This window comes from Streptomyces sp. NPDC093225 (assembly GCF_044753805.1).
Lineage (GTDB): Bacteria > Actinomycetota > Actinomycetes > Streptomycetales > Streptomycetaceae > Streptomyces.
The window spans coordinates 71,719-88,315 of sequence record NZ_JBIVNX010000021.1 but is presented as its reverse complement, the minus strand read 5'-3'; the positions used below and the strand labels follow the sequence as shown (position 1 = coordinate 88,315).

Sequence of the window (16,597 nt, the reverse complement as noted above, 5' to 3'; positions counted from 1 at the left end):
CGAAGCCGAAAGGGGCTCGCGGCACAGGCCGCGAGCCCCTTCGTGCGCGCCCGTACCGGGCGGTGGTGCTCAGCCGCCGTGGGCCGGGGACTTCTTCGCGGAGGCGGGGACCTTCTTGTCCTCGCGCAGCGCGCTCCACAGGTCGGTGGCCTGCGGCTCGGCGACGACCACGCGGTTGGGGTCGACCTTGTCGTAGGCCACCGGCAGCATGATGGTCTCCATCGTGTTCGCGTCCACGCCCTTCATGCTCTTGGCGAAGTCGGCGAGCGCGGTGAGGGAGGCCAGGTCGGAGTCGGTGGTCAGCGACTTCGTACCGGCGTCGGCGAGCTGGTACAGGCGGGCCGGGTTGCCGAAGGCGTCCTGCTTCTTGATCTCGGTCAGCATGGCGAGCATGAACTGCTGCTGCAGGCCGATGCGGCCGAGGTCGCTGCCGTCGCCGTGGCCGTAGCGGGTGCGGACGAACTTGAGGGACTGGGTGCCGTCGAGCTTGTGGGTGCCCGGCTCCAGCGTGAAGCCGCCCTTGGTGTCGTGGATCCGCTCGGTGGTGGTGACGGTGACGCCGCCGAGGGCGTCCACCAGGCCCTTGAAGCCGGCGAAGTCGACCTCGACGAAGTGGTCGATGCGGACGCCGGACATCTGCTCCACCGTGTTCACGACGCAGGCCGGGCCGGCCACCGTGTAGATGGAGTTGAACATGACGCGCTTCTTCGACGGCAGGGTCTCGCCGTCCTTCTTCCTGCACTCGGGCCGGGTCACGAGGGTGTCGCGCGGGATGCTGACGGCGGTCACCCTCGAGTGGCCCTCGGGTATGTGCATCAGCATCGCGGTGTCGGAACGGGCGGTGCCGCCGACGTCGCCGTGGTCGAGGTCGCCGTTCGCGCCGCTGCGCGAGTCGGAGCCGAGCACCAGGACGTTCTGGGCCCCCGCCACCACCTTCTGCGGGCGGTTGTCCCCGATGGCCTTGTCCAGGTCGACGCTGTCGATGTTGCCGTTGAGGTGGCTGTAGAGCCACCACAGCCCGCCGCCCGCGAGGAGCACCAGCACCAGCAGGACCAGCAGGATGACGCGGACCGCGCGGCCCTTCCTGCGACGGGGGGCCCTGCGGGAACGCGGCGGTGCTTCGGTTGCCTGAGTCATGCCAAAGGTGTCCTTCGATCCCGGTGATCGGTCGTCTGGGAGGGTGACCGCCACCTCGCGGGGGACCGGGCGGTCGGTCGCTCCGGCAGCGCCAGGCGGGGGTCTTCGCGCTGCGACGGTGGAGCGATACCCGAGAACTATAGGCAAACGTGCACGTCGAACGGGAGTGCCCTTATCGTGCTCGCGGGTACCGAGAGGAGAACCCGCGGTGTCGGGTCAGGGAACCGAGAGGGGCAAGATGCGTTCAGTCGACCGCCGTTCTGAGGGGCGCGGGAGCGCTGAACCGCAGCTCAACCGGGATGCGGCGGCTGCCGCGGGGGCGCCGCTGCTGATCGTGGCGACCACGCCGGGGGCTGCTGCCGTGCTGCTGGCGGAGGAGGCCGGCCCGGCCCGCGCGAGCATCCTGTGCCTGGAGGGCGGGAGTTCCGAGGACCAGGCGGCCTTCGCCCGGGCGGCCGCCGAGGCCGCCGGGCGCGGCTGCCCGGCCGACGGTGCGCCGCGTCCGCTGCCGACCGAGCGTCTGGTCGACGCACTGCTGCGTGAGTTGTACGCCGTACGGCCGGCCCGCGTGCTCACCCTCGACCCGCACGCCGGGCGGGAGGGCTCGCCGGCCGGACGGCGCGAGGCGGACCTCGTCCTGGCCGTCCTCGACGCGGTGGAGGAGTACCAGCGCGACACCGGACGCCCGGTGTTCACCGACTGCCGGGTCATCGACGCCGAGGCCTGGCCCGCGCCGGCGTCCCGGCCGCGCTACCCCGCGCCGCTGCACTGGGCGGTGCGCGGCACCGACGGCCGGCTGTCGGCCTACCTGCCCGTGCCGGGCGGGGTGGCCCGCTGGACCGAGGAGCCGGACGGCCGGTGGAGCGGGCCCGAGCTCCTCGACGTGCCGGGCCTGCTGCCGGGGCTGACGGTGGTGCAGGGGCCGGACGGGTACACCAAGCTCATCGGCCTGCGCCGGACCCGGCCGGCGTCGGGGGAGTGGAACATCGAGGTGGTCTGCGCGCTGCAGTACCAGAGCGGCCGCCCGCTCGGCCCCTGGCACGCGCAGCCCAACCCGCACCGCGCGGAGCCCCTGCGCGGGCGTTACCTCGGGTACCCCTCGGCGGCCTGCGACGCCGACGGCACCCTGCACGTGTTCGTCCGCAACGACGGGCACGGGGTGAACACCTGCCACCAGCGCGCCGACGGTGCCTGGTCCGGCTGGACGCACCTGGCCGGCGCCAAGACGGCCGACGAGAACGTCGCACTGCCCGTCCCGGACGGCACGGTGGAGATGTACGCACGGCTGCGCGACCGGCCCGGGACGGTGCGTTGGCACCGTGGCGGCCCGGGCGGCAAGTGGGCCGAGGACCGCCGCGGAGCTCCCGTGTACGCCGCGCCCGGTTCGCTGGCCGCCGCCCCGGAGGGCGCCGCCCTGCGCTTCCGGTACGCCGAGACCGGCGAGCCCTGCGAGTGGCGCTGGGGCGCGCAGGGGCCGGTGAGCCTCAACGCTCCCCGGATCGCGGGCCGGGTGGTCGGCGCGGCCGGGGTCCCGGTCGGCGGCTGGAGCTGCACCGTGCTGGCGGCCGTGGACGAGCAGGGCTGCTGCGCCATCGGTACGTACGTGGACAACAGCCCCGAGTCGGGCGTGTGGTGGTCCCCGACGGGGCGTCGAACTCTCGTGCCACCCGCGGTCGTACGCGACCGGACGGGTCGGGTGATCATCGCCACACTGGATCCGGCCGGCCGGCTCTCGGTTGCGCGCCAGATGCCTGGTCAGGCCCTTGACTTCGGACCTTGGGACTGCGTCGCCGGACCTGCTGACGGCGGGTAAGGTCAGCCGAGGGTGACGGTGCCCCGTCCGAATTTTCTTACTGGTTACTTATTCGTGACCTGAAGGCGGGTAGTATCCTCACTCCAGGTAAAGCTGAGGTGAAGACTTCACGTCGACGCGGGGAACTCAGCCAGACCGTCACGGAGGGCTGGTTTCCACCCTGTTGATGTGGCCTCAGCCGTTCCCCCTTCTTTCCTCGTCTGTGCCTGGTCGTCACGCACGGTAGTGAGAGGAAGAGGACGAGAGTGATCGCCGCGCTGATCCGCCATGCGGAGATCAGCAAGGACAAGAACGTACTTGTCCTTCTTTCGCTGCTGGGCAGTTACCTCGGCATGCTGGTCTCGGCCGTCACGGGGCACTTCTGGGTGTTCCTGGCCGCCATCGTCGTCAGCTACGCCGCGGACCTGCACCTCCACAAGCACGAGCCGGACCTCATCAAGTTCCTCGGCAAGCTCAAGTGGGGTCTGTCCATCCGCGTCCTGGTCCGCGAGCTCGCCGTCATGGTGATGCTGCGCGGCCTGACCGGAGTCGGCGGCGACGCGTTCGTCGTGGTCTTCCTCGGCTTCGTGGCCGTGCACTCGCTGCGCCTCATGTACACGTTCCTGTGCATGTTCATCAAGAGGCGCCGCGCGCTGCCGGTCCGCGTCCGCAACCTGGACCTGTCGAAGCTGAGCATGCCCGAGCCGCCGCCCCCGCTCGCGTTCAAGAGCCACGAGCGCAAGCTCCTGTACCTGGACACCGCGGTCATCGTCGGCGGCCTCGCCTCGCAGTACACCAAGGTCATCGGCTTCGGCGTGCTCGGCGTCGCGGTCGCCGTCGCCCTGGCCGTCACCGGCATGGTCATGCTGCTGCCCACGGTCAGCCGCTGCCGCAAGGTGCCCAGCCACGAGCGCACCTTCAAGATCCTCAACCAGCAGGTGGCGAAGTACCAGCCCGAGGTGGTCCTGTACTTCAGCTACGCGGCCGGCGCGCGCGACTCCGCGTACCAGGTCAACATGTGGCTGGACACCCTCGCCCGGCTCGGCCGCCGCCCGCTGATCGTGCTCCGCGAGGTCACCACCCTGCGCTTCCTCGCGTACACCCCGCTGCCGGTCGTCTGCATCCCCAAGGCCGACGACCTGTCGCTGCTGGAGCTGCCCGACGCGCGCGTCGTCCTCTACCCGGCCAACGCGGGCAAGAACGTGCACATGCTCCGCATCGCCGAGGCCAAGCACGTCTTCATCGGCCACGGCGACAGCGACAAGCTCGCCAGCTCCAACCGCGTCAGCAAGGTCTACGACGAGATCTGGACCGCCGGCGAGGCGGGCGACGACCGCTACCAGCGCCTGCGCGGCACCATCCCGTCCACGGACCTCGTACGTGTCGGACGCCCCCAGCTCAGCGCCGTCGAGCGGGTCGGCCGCCGGGCCGCGGGCCACGTGACCACCATCATGTACGCGCCCACCTGGGAAGGCTGGACGGCGGACCCGTACCACACCTCGCTCATCCTCATGGGCGAGAAGATGATCCGGATGCTGCTCAACATGGACCGGCCGGTCCGCATCATCTACAAGCCCCACCCCCTCACCGGCAAGCGCTCCATCCAGGCCACCCGCGCCCACCGCCGCATCATCGCGATGCTGGAAGCCGACAACGCCCGCCGCGAGAAGGCCGCCAAGGGCATGGCCCAGGGCGAGAAGCGGCTGGCCGAGCTCGAGGCCCGCATGGGCAAGCTCAAGGCCTGGACCGTCGTCGGCGTCTACGGCATCTGGGACAAGGACCGCGCGGCGCTCGCCAAGCCCCCGAAGGAGTCCTGGGAGCAGCTGCAGGCCGAGTGGCACGAGACCTTCTGGCAGCTGCACGGCCCGGCCAGGCACCAGGTCGTCACCACCCAGCTGCCGTCCCTGTACAGCTGCTTCAACGAGTCCGACATGATGATCAGCGACATCTCCAGCGTCGTGTCCGACTTCGTGCAGAGCGAGAAGCCGTACGTCGTCTGCAACCCCGCCGACATGGACCCCGAGCTGTTCAAGCAGCTCAACCCGGCCTCCTCGGCCGCGTACATCATGGGCCCGTCCTGCGAGGAGATGCAGACCTGCGTCGAGGCCGCCGCGTCCGGCGGCATGGACCGGCTGGCCGACCACCGCGCCATCCTCAAGCGTTACCTGCTCGGTGACGGCGACTCGATGGTCCGCTTCAACGACGCCGTCAACGCCCTGTTCGCCAAGGCCAGCCAGAAGTTCCCGCCCGGCGAGATCGCCGAACCGATCCTGGCCAACCCCTTCACCCGCGGCCAGACGGTCATGCACGACGCCACCATGCCGATCCGCGTGATCCGGCAACACCACCAGAACTCCATGCAGCAGTACTTCTAGGCCCCGGCCCCGAAGTGCCGCTCGGGCCCTCGCCGGCGGCCCACCGTCCCTGTCAGCCGATTCGAGGAGTCGACTTGTCCCGCAGTGCCCGTACCATCGCCGTCGTCCTCGCCGGCGGTACCGGTCAGAGGGTCGGCCTGGCCATCCCGAAGCAGCTCGTCAAGATCGCCGGCCGCACCATCCTGGAACACACCCTCGCGGTGTTCGAGGGCGCGGCCTCCGTCGACGAGGTGCTGGTCGTCATGCACCCCGACTGGGTCGCCGAGGTCGAGAAGATCGTCGGCGCGGCCGGCCTGAAGAAGGTCAGCCGCGTCATCGCCGGCGGTTCCACCCGCAACGAGACCACCTGCCGCGCCATCGACGCCATCACCGCCGGCCTCGAAGACGGCGAGCCCGACCCCAAGGTGCTCTTCCACGACGCGGTCCGCCCGCTGCTCTCGCAGCGCGTCATCGACGACTGCGTCGCCGCCCTCGACAACTTCGAGGCCGTGGACGTCGCCATCCCGTCCGCCGACACCATCATCGTCACCCGCACCCACGGCGAGGACGGCGAGTTCATCACGGACATCCCGGACCGCTCCCGGCTGCGCCGCGGCCAGACCCCGCAGGCCTTCCTGCTCGCCACCATCCGCCGCGCGTACGCCGTCGCCGCCGGCGACCCGAACTTCGAGGCCACCGACGACTGCTCCGTCGTCCTGCGCTACCTGCCCGACGTGCCCGTGCACGTCGTCGAGGGCGAGGAGCACAACATGAAGGTGACCCACCCGGTCGACATCTTCATCGCCGACAAGTTCTTCCAGCTCGCCCACCAGGCCGCCCCCGCGCACGGCGACGACGCCACCTACCGGGCCGCCCTGGAGGGCAAGGCCCTCGTCGTCTTCGGCGCCAGCTACGGCATAGGCTCCGACATAGCCGACTTCGCCGAGTCCTACGGCGCCACCGTCTTCCGCTTCAGCCGCTCCGGCACCGGCACCTTCGTCGAGGACCCCACCCACGTGGAGAAGGCCCTCGCCGAGGCGTACGAGCAGGCCGGCCGCATCGACTTCGTCGTCAACACCGCCGGCGTGCTGCGCACCGGCAAGCTGGCCGAGACCGACCACGAGACCATCGAGAGCGCCACGCTCGTCAACTACCTCGCCCCGGTCCACATCGCCCGCGCCTCCCACCAGTACCTGGCGAAGACCCGCGGCCAGCTGCTGCTCTACACCTCCAGCAGCTACACCCGCGGCCGGGCCGGCTACAGCCTCTACTCCTCCGCCAAGGCCGCCACCGTCAACCTGACCCAGGCCCTGGCCGACGAGTGGGCCGTCGACGGCATCCGCGTCAACTGCGTCAACCCCGAGCGCACCCGCACCCCGATGCGCACCAAGGCCTTCGGCGAGGAGCCCGCGGACTCGCTGCTGACCTCCGAGTCGGTGGCCCGCACCTCGGTCGACGTCCTCATCTCGGAGCTGACCGGCCACGTCATCGACGTACGCCGCCAGGACCCCTTCAAGACGGTGTCCGTGCCCGAGGGCGACCTCGCGGACGCCTTCGCCAAGACGGACGACGAGCTCTGACGGGGACGACGGCACGATGACGATGTACGGGCACGACACCCCCCGCCGGCGGATGTTCGTCACCGGCGACTCCACCGTGGTCACGCGCTCGGTCGACTACCTCCCGATGGCGGGCTGGGGACAGTGCATGCACCTGTTCCTCACCCCCGACGTGGAGATCGTCAACTGCGCGCGGGCCCGGGCCAGCTCCAAGAGCTACTACGACCGCGGCCGCTTCCAGTGGATCCTGAACCAGGTCCGGCCCGGCGACTACATCGTCATCTGCTTCGGGCAGGTCGACTGGGAGACCGAGAAGGGTCTGCACACCGAGCCCTTCGAGGACTACCAGGAGTACCTGCGCACCATGGTGCGCCAGGCCCGCGAGGCCCAGGCGCACCCGATCCTGGTCCTCTCCCACGAGCGCCGCAAGCACGACAAGCACGACAACCTGCTGCGCTTCCTCACGCTCTACCCGATGGCGATGCGCGAGATCGCGGAGGAGACCGCCACCCCGCTGGTCGACCTGTACGCGCAGAGCCTGGAGTGGTGGGAGGAGATCGGCCCCGCCGCCACCAAGGAGCTGTTCGCCTACCTGAAGCCGTACGAGAACCCGCTGGCCAACCTCAAGGGCGCCGACGACACCCACTGCCGCGCCGAGGCCGCCGTCGAGTTCGCCCGGTTCGTGGTCCGCGCGATGCGCGACCAGGGCCTGGTCCCGGCCCACTGGGTCCAGGGCCTGGACCGCATGGAGTTCACCACCGACGAGATCGGCTGGCTGGACACCGACACGTTCAACAGGGTCACCAAGGAGCGGGTGGCCCCGCTGCCCGAGGGCACGCTCCCGATCGGCACCGACGCGAAGGGAGCGGCCCGGTGAACTACCTGCTCAGCGTCGTGAAGGTCGTGGAGCCCGGACGCCCGGACAACGCGGCCCGGGTGGCCGTGCACTCCGAGGCCCACCCCAGGACCTCCGTCGCCCCCGGCCAGACCGTACGCCTGGCCCTGACCGTCCAGGCCGCCCGCGGCGCCCGGTACGCCTACGGCTACCTCGCCGAGGACTCCCTCGCCGGGGCCGCCGACGTGCTCGACGCCCAGGGCGCCGAGTACCTGCCCGACCGCGGCTCGTACCGGGTCCGCACCCAGGCGGGCGGATCCGAGACGGCCGTCCTCACCCTGCGGGTGCGCCCCGGCACCACCGAGCCCGCGCTGCGCCCGGCCGTGGCCGCCGCCGTGCCCGGCCAGGAGTCCCGCAAGCTGCTCCGGGCCGACCCGCACGCCGACGACGGCGTTCGCATCCGCGGCTTCTCCGCCCCCGGCCGGTCCCTGAACGTCCCGCCGCACGCCGCCCACCTGCCGGTCCTGCTCGACGTGCGCCAGGGCATGCCCCCGGGTACCGCGCTCATCGGCCACTCCCAGGCCCGCTCCGGCCAGGTCACCGTCACCCACGAGGGCGCCCTCGCCTACCAGGCCGCCCCGGGCAGCCAGGGCTACGACCGGTTCACGTACGCCGTCCAGGGCCCCGCCGGCGAGCGCGCCGAGGGCACCGTGGTGGTGTACGTCGGCGACCTGTCCGCCACCCCGGGCCTGCTGACCCCGCCCGGCTTCAACGGCGTCGGCACCACCGCCCACGCCCCCTGGCGACAGGCCCGGATCAGCGGCGAACTGCCCTGGCCGGCCGCCTCGCTCGCCGGGCCCTGACCGCCGGGCCACCGACCGCCGGGGCGCCCGGTGTTCCCGGGCCCGCCCCGGCGGCCCCGCCCGCACCGGCGCTCCAGAGACCTCCCGTATCCCCGTAGGCAACGAAGTCTGGTGACCTCCGAGTGAACCCCCACCCCAAGGACCGGCCCGACGTCAGCGTGATCGTCGACGCCGCGAACGCCATGAGCCACCTCGGCGAGTGCCTCAACTCGGTGCTGGCGCAGGTCGAGGAGGGGTTCCGCGTCGAGGTCCTCGCCTTCGACCGGGGCTCCCAGGACGGCTCCCGGGAGCTGCTCCAGCAGTTCGCCGCGCAGTACCCCACCCTGGTGCGGTGCGCGGCCCTGCCGCCCTCGGAGACCCCCGCGGACGCCCGGAACGCGGGGATCGACCAGTCCACCGGCCGCCACCTGTTCTTCCTCTCCGGCACCGACCGGCTCACGCCCGGCGCCCTGAAGCGCATGGTGGCCACCGCCGACGAGCACGAGGCCGACGTCGTGCTCGGCAAGGTGGCGGGCCTGGACGGGCAGAAGGTGGCCGCGTCCATGTTCGCGCGCAGTGCGGCGGACGCCGACCCGTACGCCTCCCGCGTCTACTGGTCGCTCAGCCCCGACAAGCTCTTCCGCCGCTCCCTCGTCGAACGCGCGTACCTGCGCTTCCCGACCGACTGGCGGATGGGCGAGGACCAGATCTTCACGGCCCTCGCCTACCTGAACGCCGACCGGGTGAGCGTCGTCGCCGACATGGTCTGCGTCCAGCAGGCGAAGCGGGTGGGCGGGGTCAACACCTCCCGTTTCAACGGTTCGCTGACGGACCGCATGGTGCTGACCCGCCAGATGATCGGCATGGTCGCCGAGCGGGTCCCGCCCGGCCCCGCCCGCGACCACCTCATGGCCCGCCACTTCGAGCTGGAGCTCGGCAAGGCCACCGGCGCGCCCTACCGCGCCTGCGACGACGCGCAACTGCGCTGGAACGTGGTCTCCGAGTGCCGCGAGCTGCTGGAGACGTACGGCACCCCGGGGGTCTTCGAGAAGCTGCCGCGCCCGCTGTCGGTGCGCCTGGAGCTGATCCGGCAGGGCCGGTTCGCGGAGGCCGACCGGCTGATCGCGTTCGAGCTCGACCGCGAGAAGCCCGAGCAGCTGATCGAGGGCGGCCGCGTCTACCGCGTGTACCCGTTCTTCCGGGACCAGGACGTGCGGGTCCCGGACGAGATGTACGAGATCACCCGCACGCTCAAGGCCAAGCACCGCCTGAACAAGGTCTGGTGGGCCGGCTCCGTGCTCCGGCTGTCCGGCCACGGCTACATCGAGCAGCTGCCCACCAAGGCGCCGAACAGCAAGGTGATCCTGCGCGAGCGGCGCACCGGCGCGGAGTACCGCTTCCGGGTGTTCACCACGCCCTCCCCGAAGCTGCGGGCGGCCTCGCCGCGCGTCGAGCGGGGCGCGGCGGGCTTCGAGGCCCGGCTGGACCTCGCGGCCGCCGACGGGTACCGGCCGATCGCCGGGGGCCTGTGGGACCTGTTCCTGGCGGTCTCGTTCCAGGGCGTGGTCAAGGAGGTCCGGCTGGGTGCCGTACGGGCCGACGCCGTGCAGGACCGGACCGCGCAGGGCGTGGTCGTGGCGCCCGCCGACCACTCCGGGCTGGAGACCGTCTGCCACCTCTACTGGACCAAGGGCGCCGGGAACCTCACCGTCGAGGCCTCCCAGCGCCGCCCGCTGCCGGGGGCCTGAGCCCCCGCGGTCAGTGGCCGTCGGCGGCGCCGCGCGGCGCGACCTCGCCGCAGTCGGGGACGTTCGAGCCGTCGGCGGCCTCGGCGCGGTCGTCGCCGTTGAGGTAGTAGGCGGACACCCAGCCCTTCCGGTCGGTGTCGCCCACCGCGGTCCACAGCCACCACGAGTTGTAGACGCCGTTCTCGGTCACCGTCGCGCCCTGGGCGCGGCAGAACACCTCGTGGTGGCCGGCCCTCAGGGTGCCCAGCTGTGCGGAGTTCCGGGACGGGCTGCTGCGGATGGGGCCGTCCTTGAAGGTGACCACCCGTACCGTGGCCGGCTCCGGCTCGGGCGAGGGCGACGGGGAGGAAGAGGCGGAGGCGGGGGCCGAGGACGCGGGGGACGCCGGCCCGGACCCGCCCGCCGCGCCGCCGTTCCGGTCCTCCCGCTGCCCGTTCGCGTAGACGACGGCCGAGACGACCAGGGCCGCGACCGAGACCAGTGCGCTGAACCCGAGGACGGACCGCCGCAGCCACGGAGAGGTCGCCGCGCCCGTACCCCCGCCCGTACCCCCGTCCGGGCGGGGGAGGGTACGGGGCTCGGGATCCGGCCCGGACCCGGGCCCGGACCCGGGCGCGGACCCGGGCGTGGACCCGGACCCGGCCCCGGACGCGGACTCGGACCCGGACGCGGACCCGGAGGACGGCGCGGGCTCCGCGAGGCCGGTCTCCGTACGGGCCCGCGCCGTGGACGTGCGGACGGCGCCGGCCACCGGGGCGGGCAACCACCGCTCGGGGAGGGTGAGCTCGGCCGGCCGGTGGCCGAGCGCGGCCGTGACCCGCTCCAGCACCTCCGCCACCCCGGGCCGCCGGTCGGGGTCCTTGGCCAGGCAGTCCCGCACCAGGGCGTGCAGCCCGGCGGGCAGGGCCGAGAGGTCGGGTTCCTCGTACACGGCGCGGAAGTTCACCGCGAGCGGCGTCCCGGACCCGAAGGGCGACCTCCCCGTCGCGGTCCACGCCAGCACCGCGCCGAGCGAGAACACGTCGCAGGCCGGCCCCGCCTGCTGCCCCCGCACCTGCTCGGGCGCCATGAAACCGGGGGTCCCGAAGGTGAGTCCGGTGCCGGTCAGCGCGCTGGCGTCGCCGGCGACCGAGATCCCGAAGTCGATCACGCGCGGACCGTCCGCCGACAGCATCACGTTCGCCGGCTTGAGGTCCCGGTGCACCACCCCGGCCGCGTGGATCGCCTCCAGCGCCTCCGCCAGTCCTGCGCCCAGCGCGAGCACCGGAGCGAGCGCCCACGGGCCGTGCAGGGCCACCGCCTTGTCCAGGGACACGCCGGGTACGTACGCGGTCGCCAGCCACGGGGGTCTGGCCTCCGGATCGGCGTCCACCACGGCCGCCGTGAACACGCCGTTCACCCGGCGGGCGGCCGCCACCTCCCGCGCGAACCGGCGTCGGAACTGCTCGTCGTCCGCCAGGTCCGGACGCACGACCTTGATCGCCATGGCCCGGCCGCCGGGGGACCGTCCCAGGTACACCCGTCCCATGCCGCCCGCGCCGAGCCGAGCCACGATCTCGTACCGCCCCGCCCGACGCGGATCGCCCGCCTCCAGGGCCTCGCCCACCTGCACGAACCCGTCCCCCCACCACGCCCCGACACACTCGGGCGGGAGACTACCCAGCGGTGCCGGCCGCCGCCATACGCGGGGCCGGCCGGACGGTCGCCCACCGGGAACCGCGCGGGCCGGCGGGCCGGCGGGTCGCTTACAGCGGGGCGAAGGAGTGGACGGTGAAGCGGCGGCCGCCGGCGGCCCCGGTGGCGAAGCCGACGCACAGCCGGGGACGGTCCGTCACCAGGACCGCCAGGCCCTCCGGCTCCCGGTACGGCAGGTCCGCGGCCGCCGTCACGGGGGCCCGGCCGGCCACCTTGCCGGTGCGCAGGTCCACCGCCGAGAGCAGGGCGTTGCCGCCCGAGGCCGCCGGGTTGTCCCCGTCGGCGTCCGTGTACTCGTTGCCGGTCAGCTGGTAGACGTGGTCGCCGTACAGCGCGCAGCCCTGGAAGGTCTCGTCCGAGGTGCGGCCGGCCGCCCGGACGGCGTACAGCTCGTCGTACCGCCCGGCGGCGAAGTCGTCCGCCCGGTACACGGCGTACCACTGCGCGCCGGTGCCGCTCCCGGTCCGGTACGCGACCATCAGCCGTCGGGTCACCGCGTCGTACACCGGCTGGTTCGCGAACGAGCCGGGGACGGGCCGGTGGTGGCGCACCGAGGGGTGGCCGCTGTCCAGGGTCGTGCCGGCCCGGAACGCCACCCGCGTCACGGCCCGCCCGTACCCGGTCTTCGGATCGGCGTCCGACTCGACCCACAGCAAGGCCCCGGACCGGGTGGGCTGGACGCCCATCGAGACGCCGTGGCCGAAGCCGCGCAGGTACATCGACGTGGGTGCCGTACGGTCCGCGGGGATCCGCGTGACGCACAGGTCGCCGAGCAGGCCGCGTTCGTCGGCCGGGACCCGGTCCGGCTCGTCCGCGAGCCGCAGGCCGCCCTGGACGATCTGGACGGCGTACAGGTCGCCGCGCTCGGAGTCGAACGCGAACGACTGGGCGACGGTGGTGTTGGCGAGCGCGGTGGGGGCCACCACCTCGCGGGTGGCGGCCGCGTCGAAGGCGCCCACCACGGTGGAGGGGGCCGGGTCGGCGCCGCCGAGCAGGCTCCGGCCGGCGAGCAGGCCGCCGGAGAGGGCGACCGCGGCGGAGCCTCCGGTCAGCAGCAGGGTGCGCCGGGACAGGCGCTTCGGCTTCGTCGCGGCCACGGTGCGTCCCCTCCCCGTCCGCGTGGCGTGCGCCCGCGGCGGTCTTGCGTCGTGCAGTCGATCATAGGAAAAGACGGCTGCCCGCCCGTGGTCGGTTCCACGGGCGGGCAGCCGGTGATCTTCGTCCCAGGGGGACCGGGGGCTTACGCGGGGACGCTCGCCAGGCCCGGGGCCAGGAACTTCTTGCCGTTGACGCGCTCCGAGACGCCCTCACGGTCCAGGTACGGCGTGATGCCGCCCAGGTGGAAGGGCCAGCCGGCGCCGGTGATGAGGCAGAGGTCGATGTCCTGGGCCTCGGCCACGACACCCTCCTCCAGCATCAGGCCGATCTCCTGGGCGACGGCGTCCAGGACGCGGTCGCGGACCTGCTCCTCCGTCAGGACGGTGTCGCCCTGCTTGAGGAGGGCGGCGACCTCGGGGTCCAGCTCCGGCTTGAAGCCGTTCTCCGCCTTGTAGACGTAGAAGCCGCGCTTGCCGGCCTCGACGACCGCCTTCAGGTTGGGGGAGACCGTGAACCGCTCCGGGAAGGCGCGGTTGAGGGTCTCGGAGACGTGCAGGCCGATGGCCGGGCCGACCAGCTCCAGCAGGACCAGCGGCGACATCGGCAGGCCGAGCGGCTCGATCGCCTTCTCGGCGGTGACGACCGGGGTGCCCTCGTCGATGACGTTCTGGATCTCGCCCATGAAGCGGGTCAGGATGCGGTTCACGACGAACGCCGGGGCGTCCTTGGTGAGGACCGCGGTCTTCTTCAGCTTCTTGGCGACGCCGAAGGCCGTGGCCAGCGAGGCGTCGTCGGTCCGCTCGCCGCGGACGATCTCCAGCAGCGGCAGGATCGCGACCGGGTTGAAGAAGTGGAAGCCGACCACGCGCTCCGGGTGCTGGAGCTTGGAGGCCATCTCCGACACCGACAGCGAGGAGGTGTTGGTGGCGAGGATCGCGTGCGCCGGGGCGACCGCCTCGACCTCCGCGAACACCTTCTGCTTGACCGACATCTCCTCGAACACGGCCTCGATGATGAAGTCCGCGTCCGCGAAGCCCTCGGCCTTGTCCAGGACGCCGGTGACCAGGGCCTTGAGGCGGTTGGCCTTGTCCTGGTTGATGCGGCCCTTGCCGAGCAGCTTCTCGATCTCGGCGTGGACGTAGCCCACGCCCTTGTCGACGCGCTCCTGGTCGATGTCGGTGAGGACCACCGGCACCTCCAGGCGGCGCAGGAAGAGCAGCGCCAGCTGGGAGGCCATCAGACCGGCGCCGACGACGCCGACCTTGGTGACCGGGCGGGCCAGCGACTTGTCCGGGGCACCGGCCGGGCGCTTGGCGCGCTTCTGCACCAGGTTGAAGGCGTAGATGCCGGAGCGCAGCTCGCCGCCCATGATGAGGTCGGCCAGGGCCTGGTCCTCGGCGTCGAAGCCCTTCTGCAGGTCGCCGTCCTTGGCCGCCTCGATGATCTCCAGGGCGCGGTACGCGGCCGGGGCCGCACCGTGCACCTTGGAGTCGGCGATGGCCCGGCCCTTGGCGACGGCCTGGTCCCAGGCCTCGCCGCGGTCGACCTCGGGGCGCTCGACGGTGACGTCACCGGTGAGGACCTTGGCGGTCCACAGCAGGGACTGCTCCAGGAAGTCGGCGCCCTCGAACAGCGCGTCGGCGATGCCGAGCTCGAAGACCTGCTTGCCCCCCAGCTGCTTGTTCTGGTTCAGCGAGTTCTCGATGATCACCGAGATCGCCTTCTCCGCGCCGATCAGGTTCGGCAGGATCGCGCAGCCGCCCCAGCCCGGGACCAGGCCCAGGAAGACCTCGGGGAGGGAGAACGCCGGCAGCGCCTTGGAGACGGTGCGGTAGGTGCAGTGCAGACCGACCTCGACGCCGCCGCCCATGGCCGCGCCGTTGTAGTACGCGAAGGTCGGCACGGCCAGGCCCGCCAGACGCTTGAAGACGTCGTGGCCGCCCTTGCCGATGGCCAGCGCCTCGTCGTGCGCCTTCAGCAGCTCGACGCCCTTGAGGTCGGCGCCGACCGCGAAGATGAACGGCTTGCCGGTCAGGCCGACGCCGGTGATCGCGCCCTCGGCGGCCTCCTTCTCGACCTGGTCGACGGCGGCGTTCAGGTTCGCCAGCGACTGCGGGCCGAAGGTGGTCGGCTTGGTGTGGTCGAAGCCGTTGTCCAGCGTGATGAGCGCGAAGCGCCCGGCGCCGTACGGCAGGTCGAGGTGGCGGACGTGCGCCTGGGTGACGACCTCGTCCGGGAACAGCTCGGCCGCGCCCTTCAGGAGCTCAGCGGTGGTGCTCACTTGTCGTCTCCCTCGAAGTGCGGGTTCTCCCAGATGACCGTCGCGCCCATGCCGAAGCCGACGCACATGGTGGTCAGGCCGTAGCGGACGTGCGGCTGCTCCTCGAACTGGCGGGCCAGCTGCGTCATCAGGCGGACGCCGGAGGAGGCGAGCGGGTGGCCGAACGCGATCGCGCCGCCGTACTGGTTCACGCGGGCGTCGTCGTCGGCGATGCCGTAGTGCTCCAGGAAGGCCAGCACCTGCACGGCGAAGGCCTCGTTGACCTCGAACAGGCCGATGTCGGAGATCGACAGGCCGGCCTGGGCCAGGGCCTTCTCGGTGGCCGGGATCGGGCCGTAGCCCATGACCTCGGGCTCGACGCCGGCGAAGGCGTAGGAGACCAGGCGCATCTTGACCGGGAGGTCGTTCTCCCGGGCGAAGTCCTCGGAGGCGATCAGCGAGGCGGTGGCGCCGTCGTTCAGACCGGCGGCGTTGCCCGCGGTGACGCGGCCGTGCACGCGGAACGGCGTCTTGAGGTTCGCCAGCGACTCCAGGGTGGTGCCCGGGCGCATCGGCTCGTCGGAGGTCACCAGGCCCCAGCCGGTCTCGCCGGCCTCGGCGTTGGTGCGGCGCACCGAGATCGGGACCAGGTCCTGCTGGATCTTGCCGTCGGCGTACGCCTTGGCGGCCTTCTCCTGCGAGCGCACGGCGTACTCGTCGGCGCGCTGCTTGGTGATGGTCGGGTAGCGGTCGTGCAGGTTCTCCGCGGTCATGCCCATGAACAGGGCCGACTCGTCGACGAGCTTCTCCGACACGAAGCGCGGGTTCGGGTCGACGCCCTCGCCCATGGGGTGGCGGCCCATGTGCTCGACACCACCGGCGACGGCGACGTCGTACGCACCGAAGGCCACGCCGCCCGCGACCGCGGTCACGGCGGTGAGCGCACCGGCGCACATGCGGTCGATGGAGTAGCCCGGGACGGACTGCGGCAGGCCCGCGAGGATGCCCGCGGTGCGGCCCAGGGTCAGGCCCTGGTCACCGATCTGCGTGGTCGCGGCGATGGCGACCTCGTCGATCTTCTTGGGGTCGAGGCCGGGGTTGCGGCGCAGCAGCTCCCGGATCGCCTTCACGACGAGGTCGTCGGCGCGGGTCTCGTGGTAGATGCCCTTCGGGCCCGCCTTGCCGAACGGGGTGCGGACGCCGTCGACGAAGACGACGTCCCTGACGGTACGAGGCACGTTGGCTCTCCTCCAGGTGCGGGATGGCACTGCTGCGCG

General features: G+C 72.2%; 11 protein-coding genes. 6 read left to right on the top strand and 5 right to left on the bottom strand.

The window, feature by feature from the left end:
* Positions 1-69 precede the first annotated feature (69 nt).
* Positions 70-1,137, bottom strand: a complete 1,068-nt coding sequence (locus tag ACIQCH_RS20560; RefSeq protein ID WP_402582755.1) for an LCP family protein — start codon at positions 1,135-1,137, stop codon at positions 70-72.
* Positions 1,138-1,375: 238 nt separating this feature from the next.
* Between ACIQCH_RS20560 and ACIQCH_RS20555 the strand changes: the two genes are divergently transcribed.
* The 6 genes from ACIQCH_RS20555 (at position 1,376) to ACIQCH_RS20530 (ending at position 10,267) form a co-directional block, all read left to right on the top strand.
* Positions 1,376-2,950, top strand: coding sequence for a hypothetical protein (locus ACIQCH_RS20555; protein ID WP_402582753.1), 1,575 nt, complete (start codon positions 1,376-1,378; stop codon positions 2,948-2,950).
* A gap of 245 nt (positions 2,951-3,195) precedes the next feature.
* On the top strand, positions 3,196-5,304 hold the full coding sequence (locus ACIQCH_RS20550) for a hypothetical protein (protein ID WP_402582751.1): 2,109 nt from the start codon (positions 3,196-3,198) through the stop codon (positions 5,302-5,304).
* Between the two features lie 74 nt (positions 5,305-5,378).
* Positions 5,379-6,863, top strand: coding sequence for an SDR family NAD(P)-dependent oxidoreductase (locus tag ACIQCH_RS20545; RefSeq protein WP_402582749.1), 1,485 nt, complete (start codon positions 5,379-5,381; stop codon positions 6,861-6,863).
* A gap of 16 nt (positions 6,864-6,879) precedes the next feature.
* Entirely contained in the window at positions 6,880-7,719 is an 840-nt protein-coding gene (locus tag ACIQCH_RS20540; RefSeq protein ID WP_402582747.1) for a rhamnogalacturonan acetylesterase, read from the top strand.
* Positions 7,716-8,540, top strand: a complete 825-nt coding sequence (locus ACIQCH_RS20535) for an Ig-like domain-containing protein (RefSeq protein ID WP_402582745.1) — start codon at positions 7,716-7,718, stop codon at positions 8,538-8,540. The genes ACIQCH_RS20540 and ACIQCH_RS20535 overlap by 4 nt, the downstream gene beginning before the upstream one ends.
* A gap of 122 nt (positions 8,541-8,662) precedes the next feature.
* Positions 8,663-10,267: a glycosyltransferase family 2 protein gene (locus ACIQCH_RS20530; protein ID WP_402582743.1), complete on the top strand. Its 1,605-nt coding sequence runs from the start codon at positions 8,663-8,665 to the stop codon at positions 10,265-10,267.
* Positions 10,268-10,277: 10 nt separating this feature from the next.
* On the opposite strand, the gene ACIQCH_RS20525 is transcribed toward ACIQCH_RS20530, so the two are convergent.
* From ACIQCH_RS20525 to ACIQCH_RS20510, 4 genes are all read right to left on the bottom strand, one after another.
* Positions 10,278-11,879 (bottom strand): protein kinase, encoded by a 1,602-nt coding sequence (locus tag ACIQCH_RS20525; RefSeq protein WP_402582741.1) that lies wholly within the window; start codon positions 11,877-11,879, stop codon positions 10,278-10,280.
* 133 nt (positions 11,880-12,012) lie between these two features.
* Positions 12,013-13,059, bottom strand: coding sequence for a signaling protein (locus tag ACIQCH_RS20520; protein ID WP_402582739.1), 1,047 nt, complete (start codon positions 13,057-13,059; stop codon positions 12,013-12,015).
* 143 nt (positions 13,060-13,202) lie between these two features.
* A complete protein-coding gene (locus ACIQCH_RS20515; protein ID WP_402582737.1) occupies positions 13,203-15,341 on the bottom strand; it encodes a 3-hydroxyacyl-CoA dehydrogenase NAD-binding domain-containing protein in 2,139 nt (712 codons plus the stop codon).
* A complete protein-coding gene (locus ACIQCH_RS20510; RefSeq protein WP_402582735.1) occupies positions 15,338-16,558 on the bottom strand; it encodes a thiolase family protein in 1,221 nt (406 codons plus the stop codon). The genes ACIQCH_RS20515 and ACIQCH_RS20510 overlap by 4 nt, the downstream gene beginning before the upstream one ends.
* Positions 16,559-16,597: the final 39 nt, after the last annotated feature.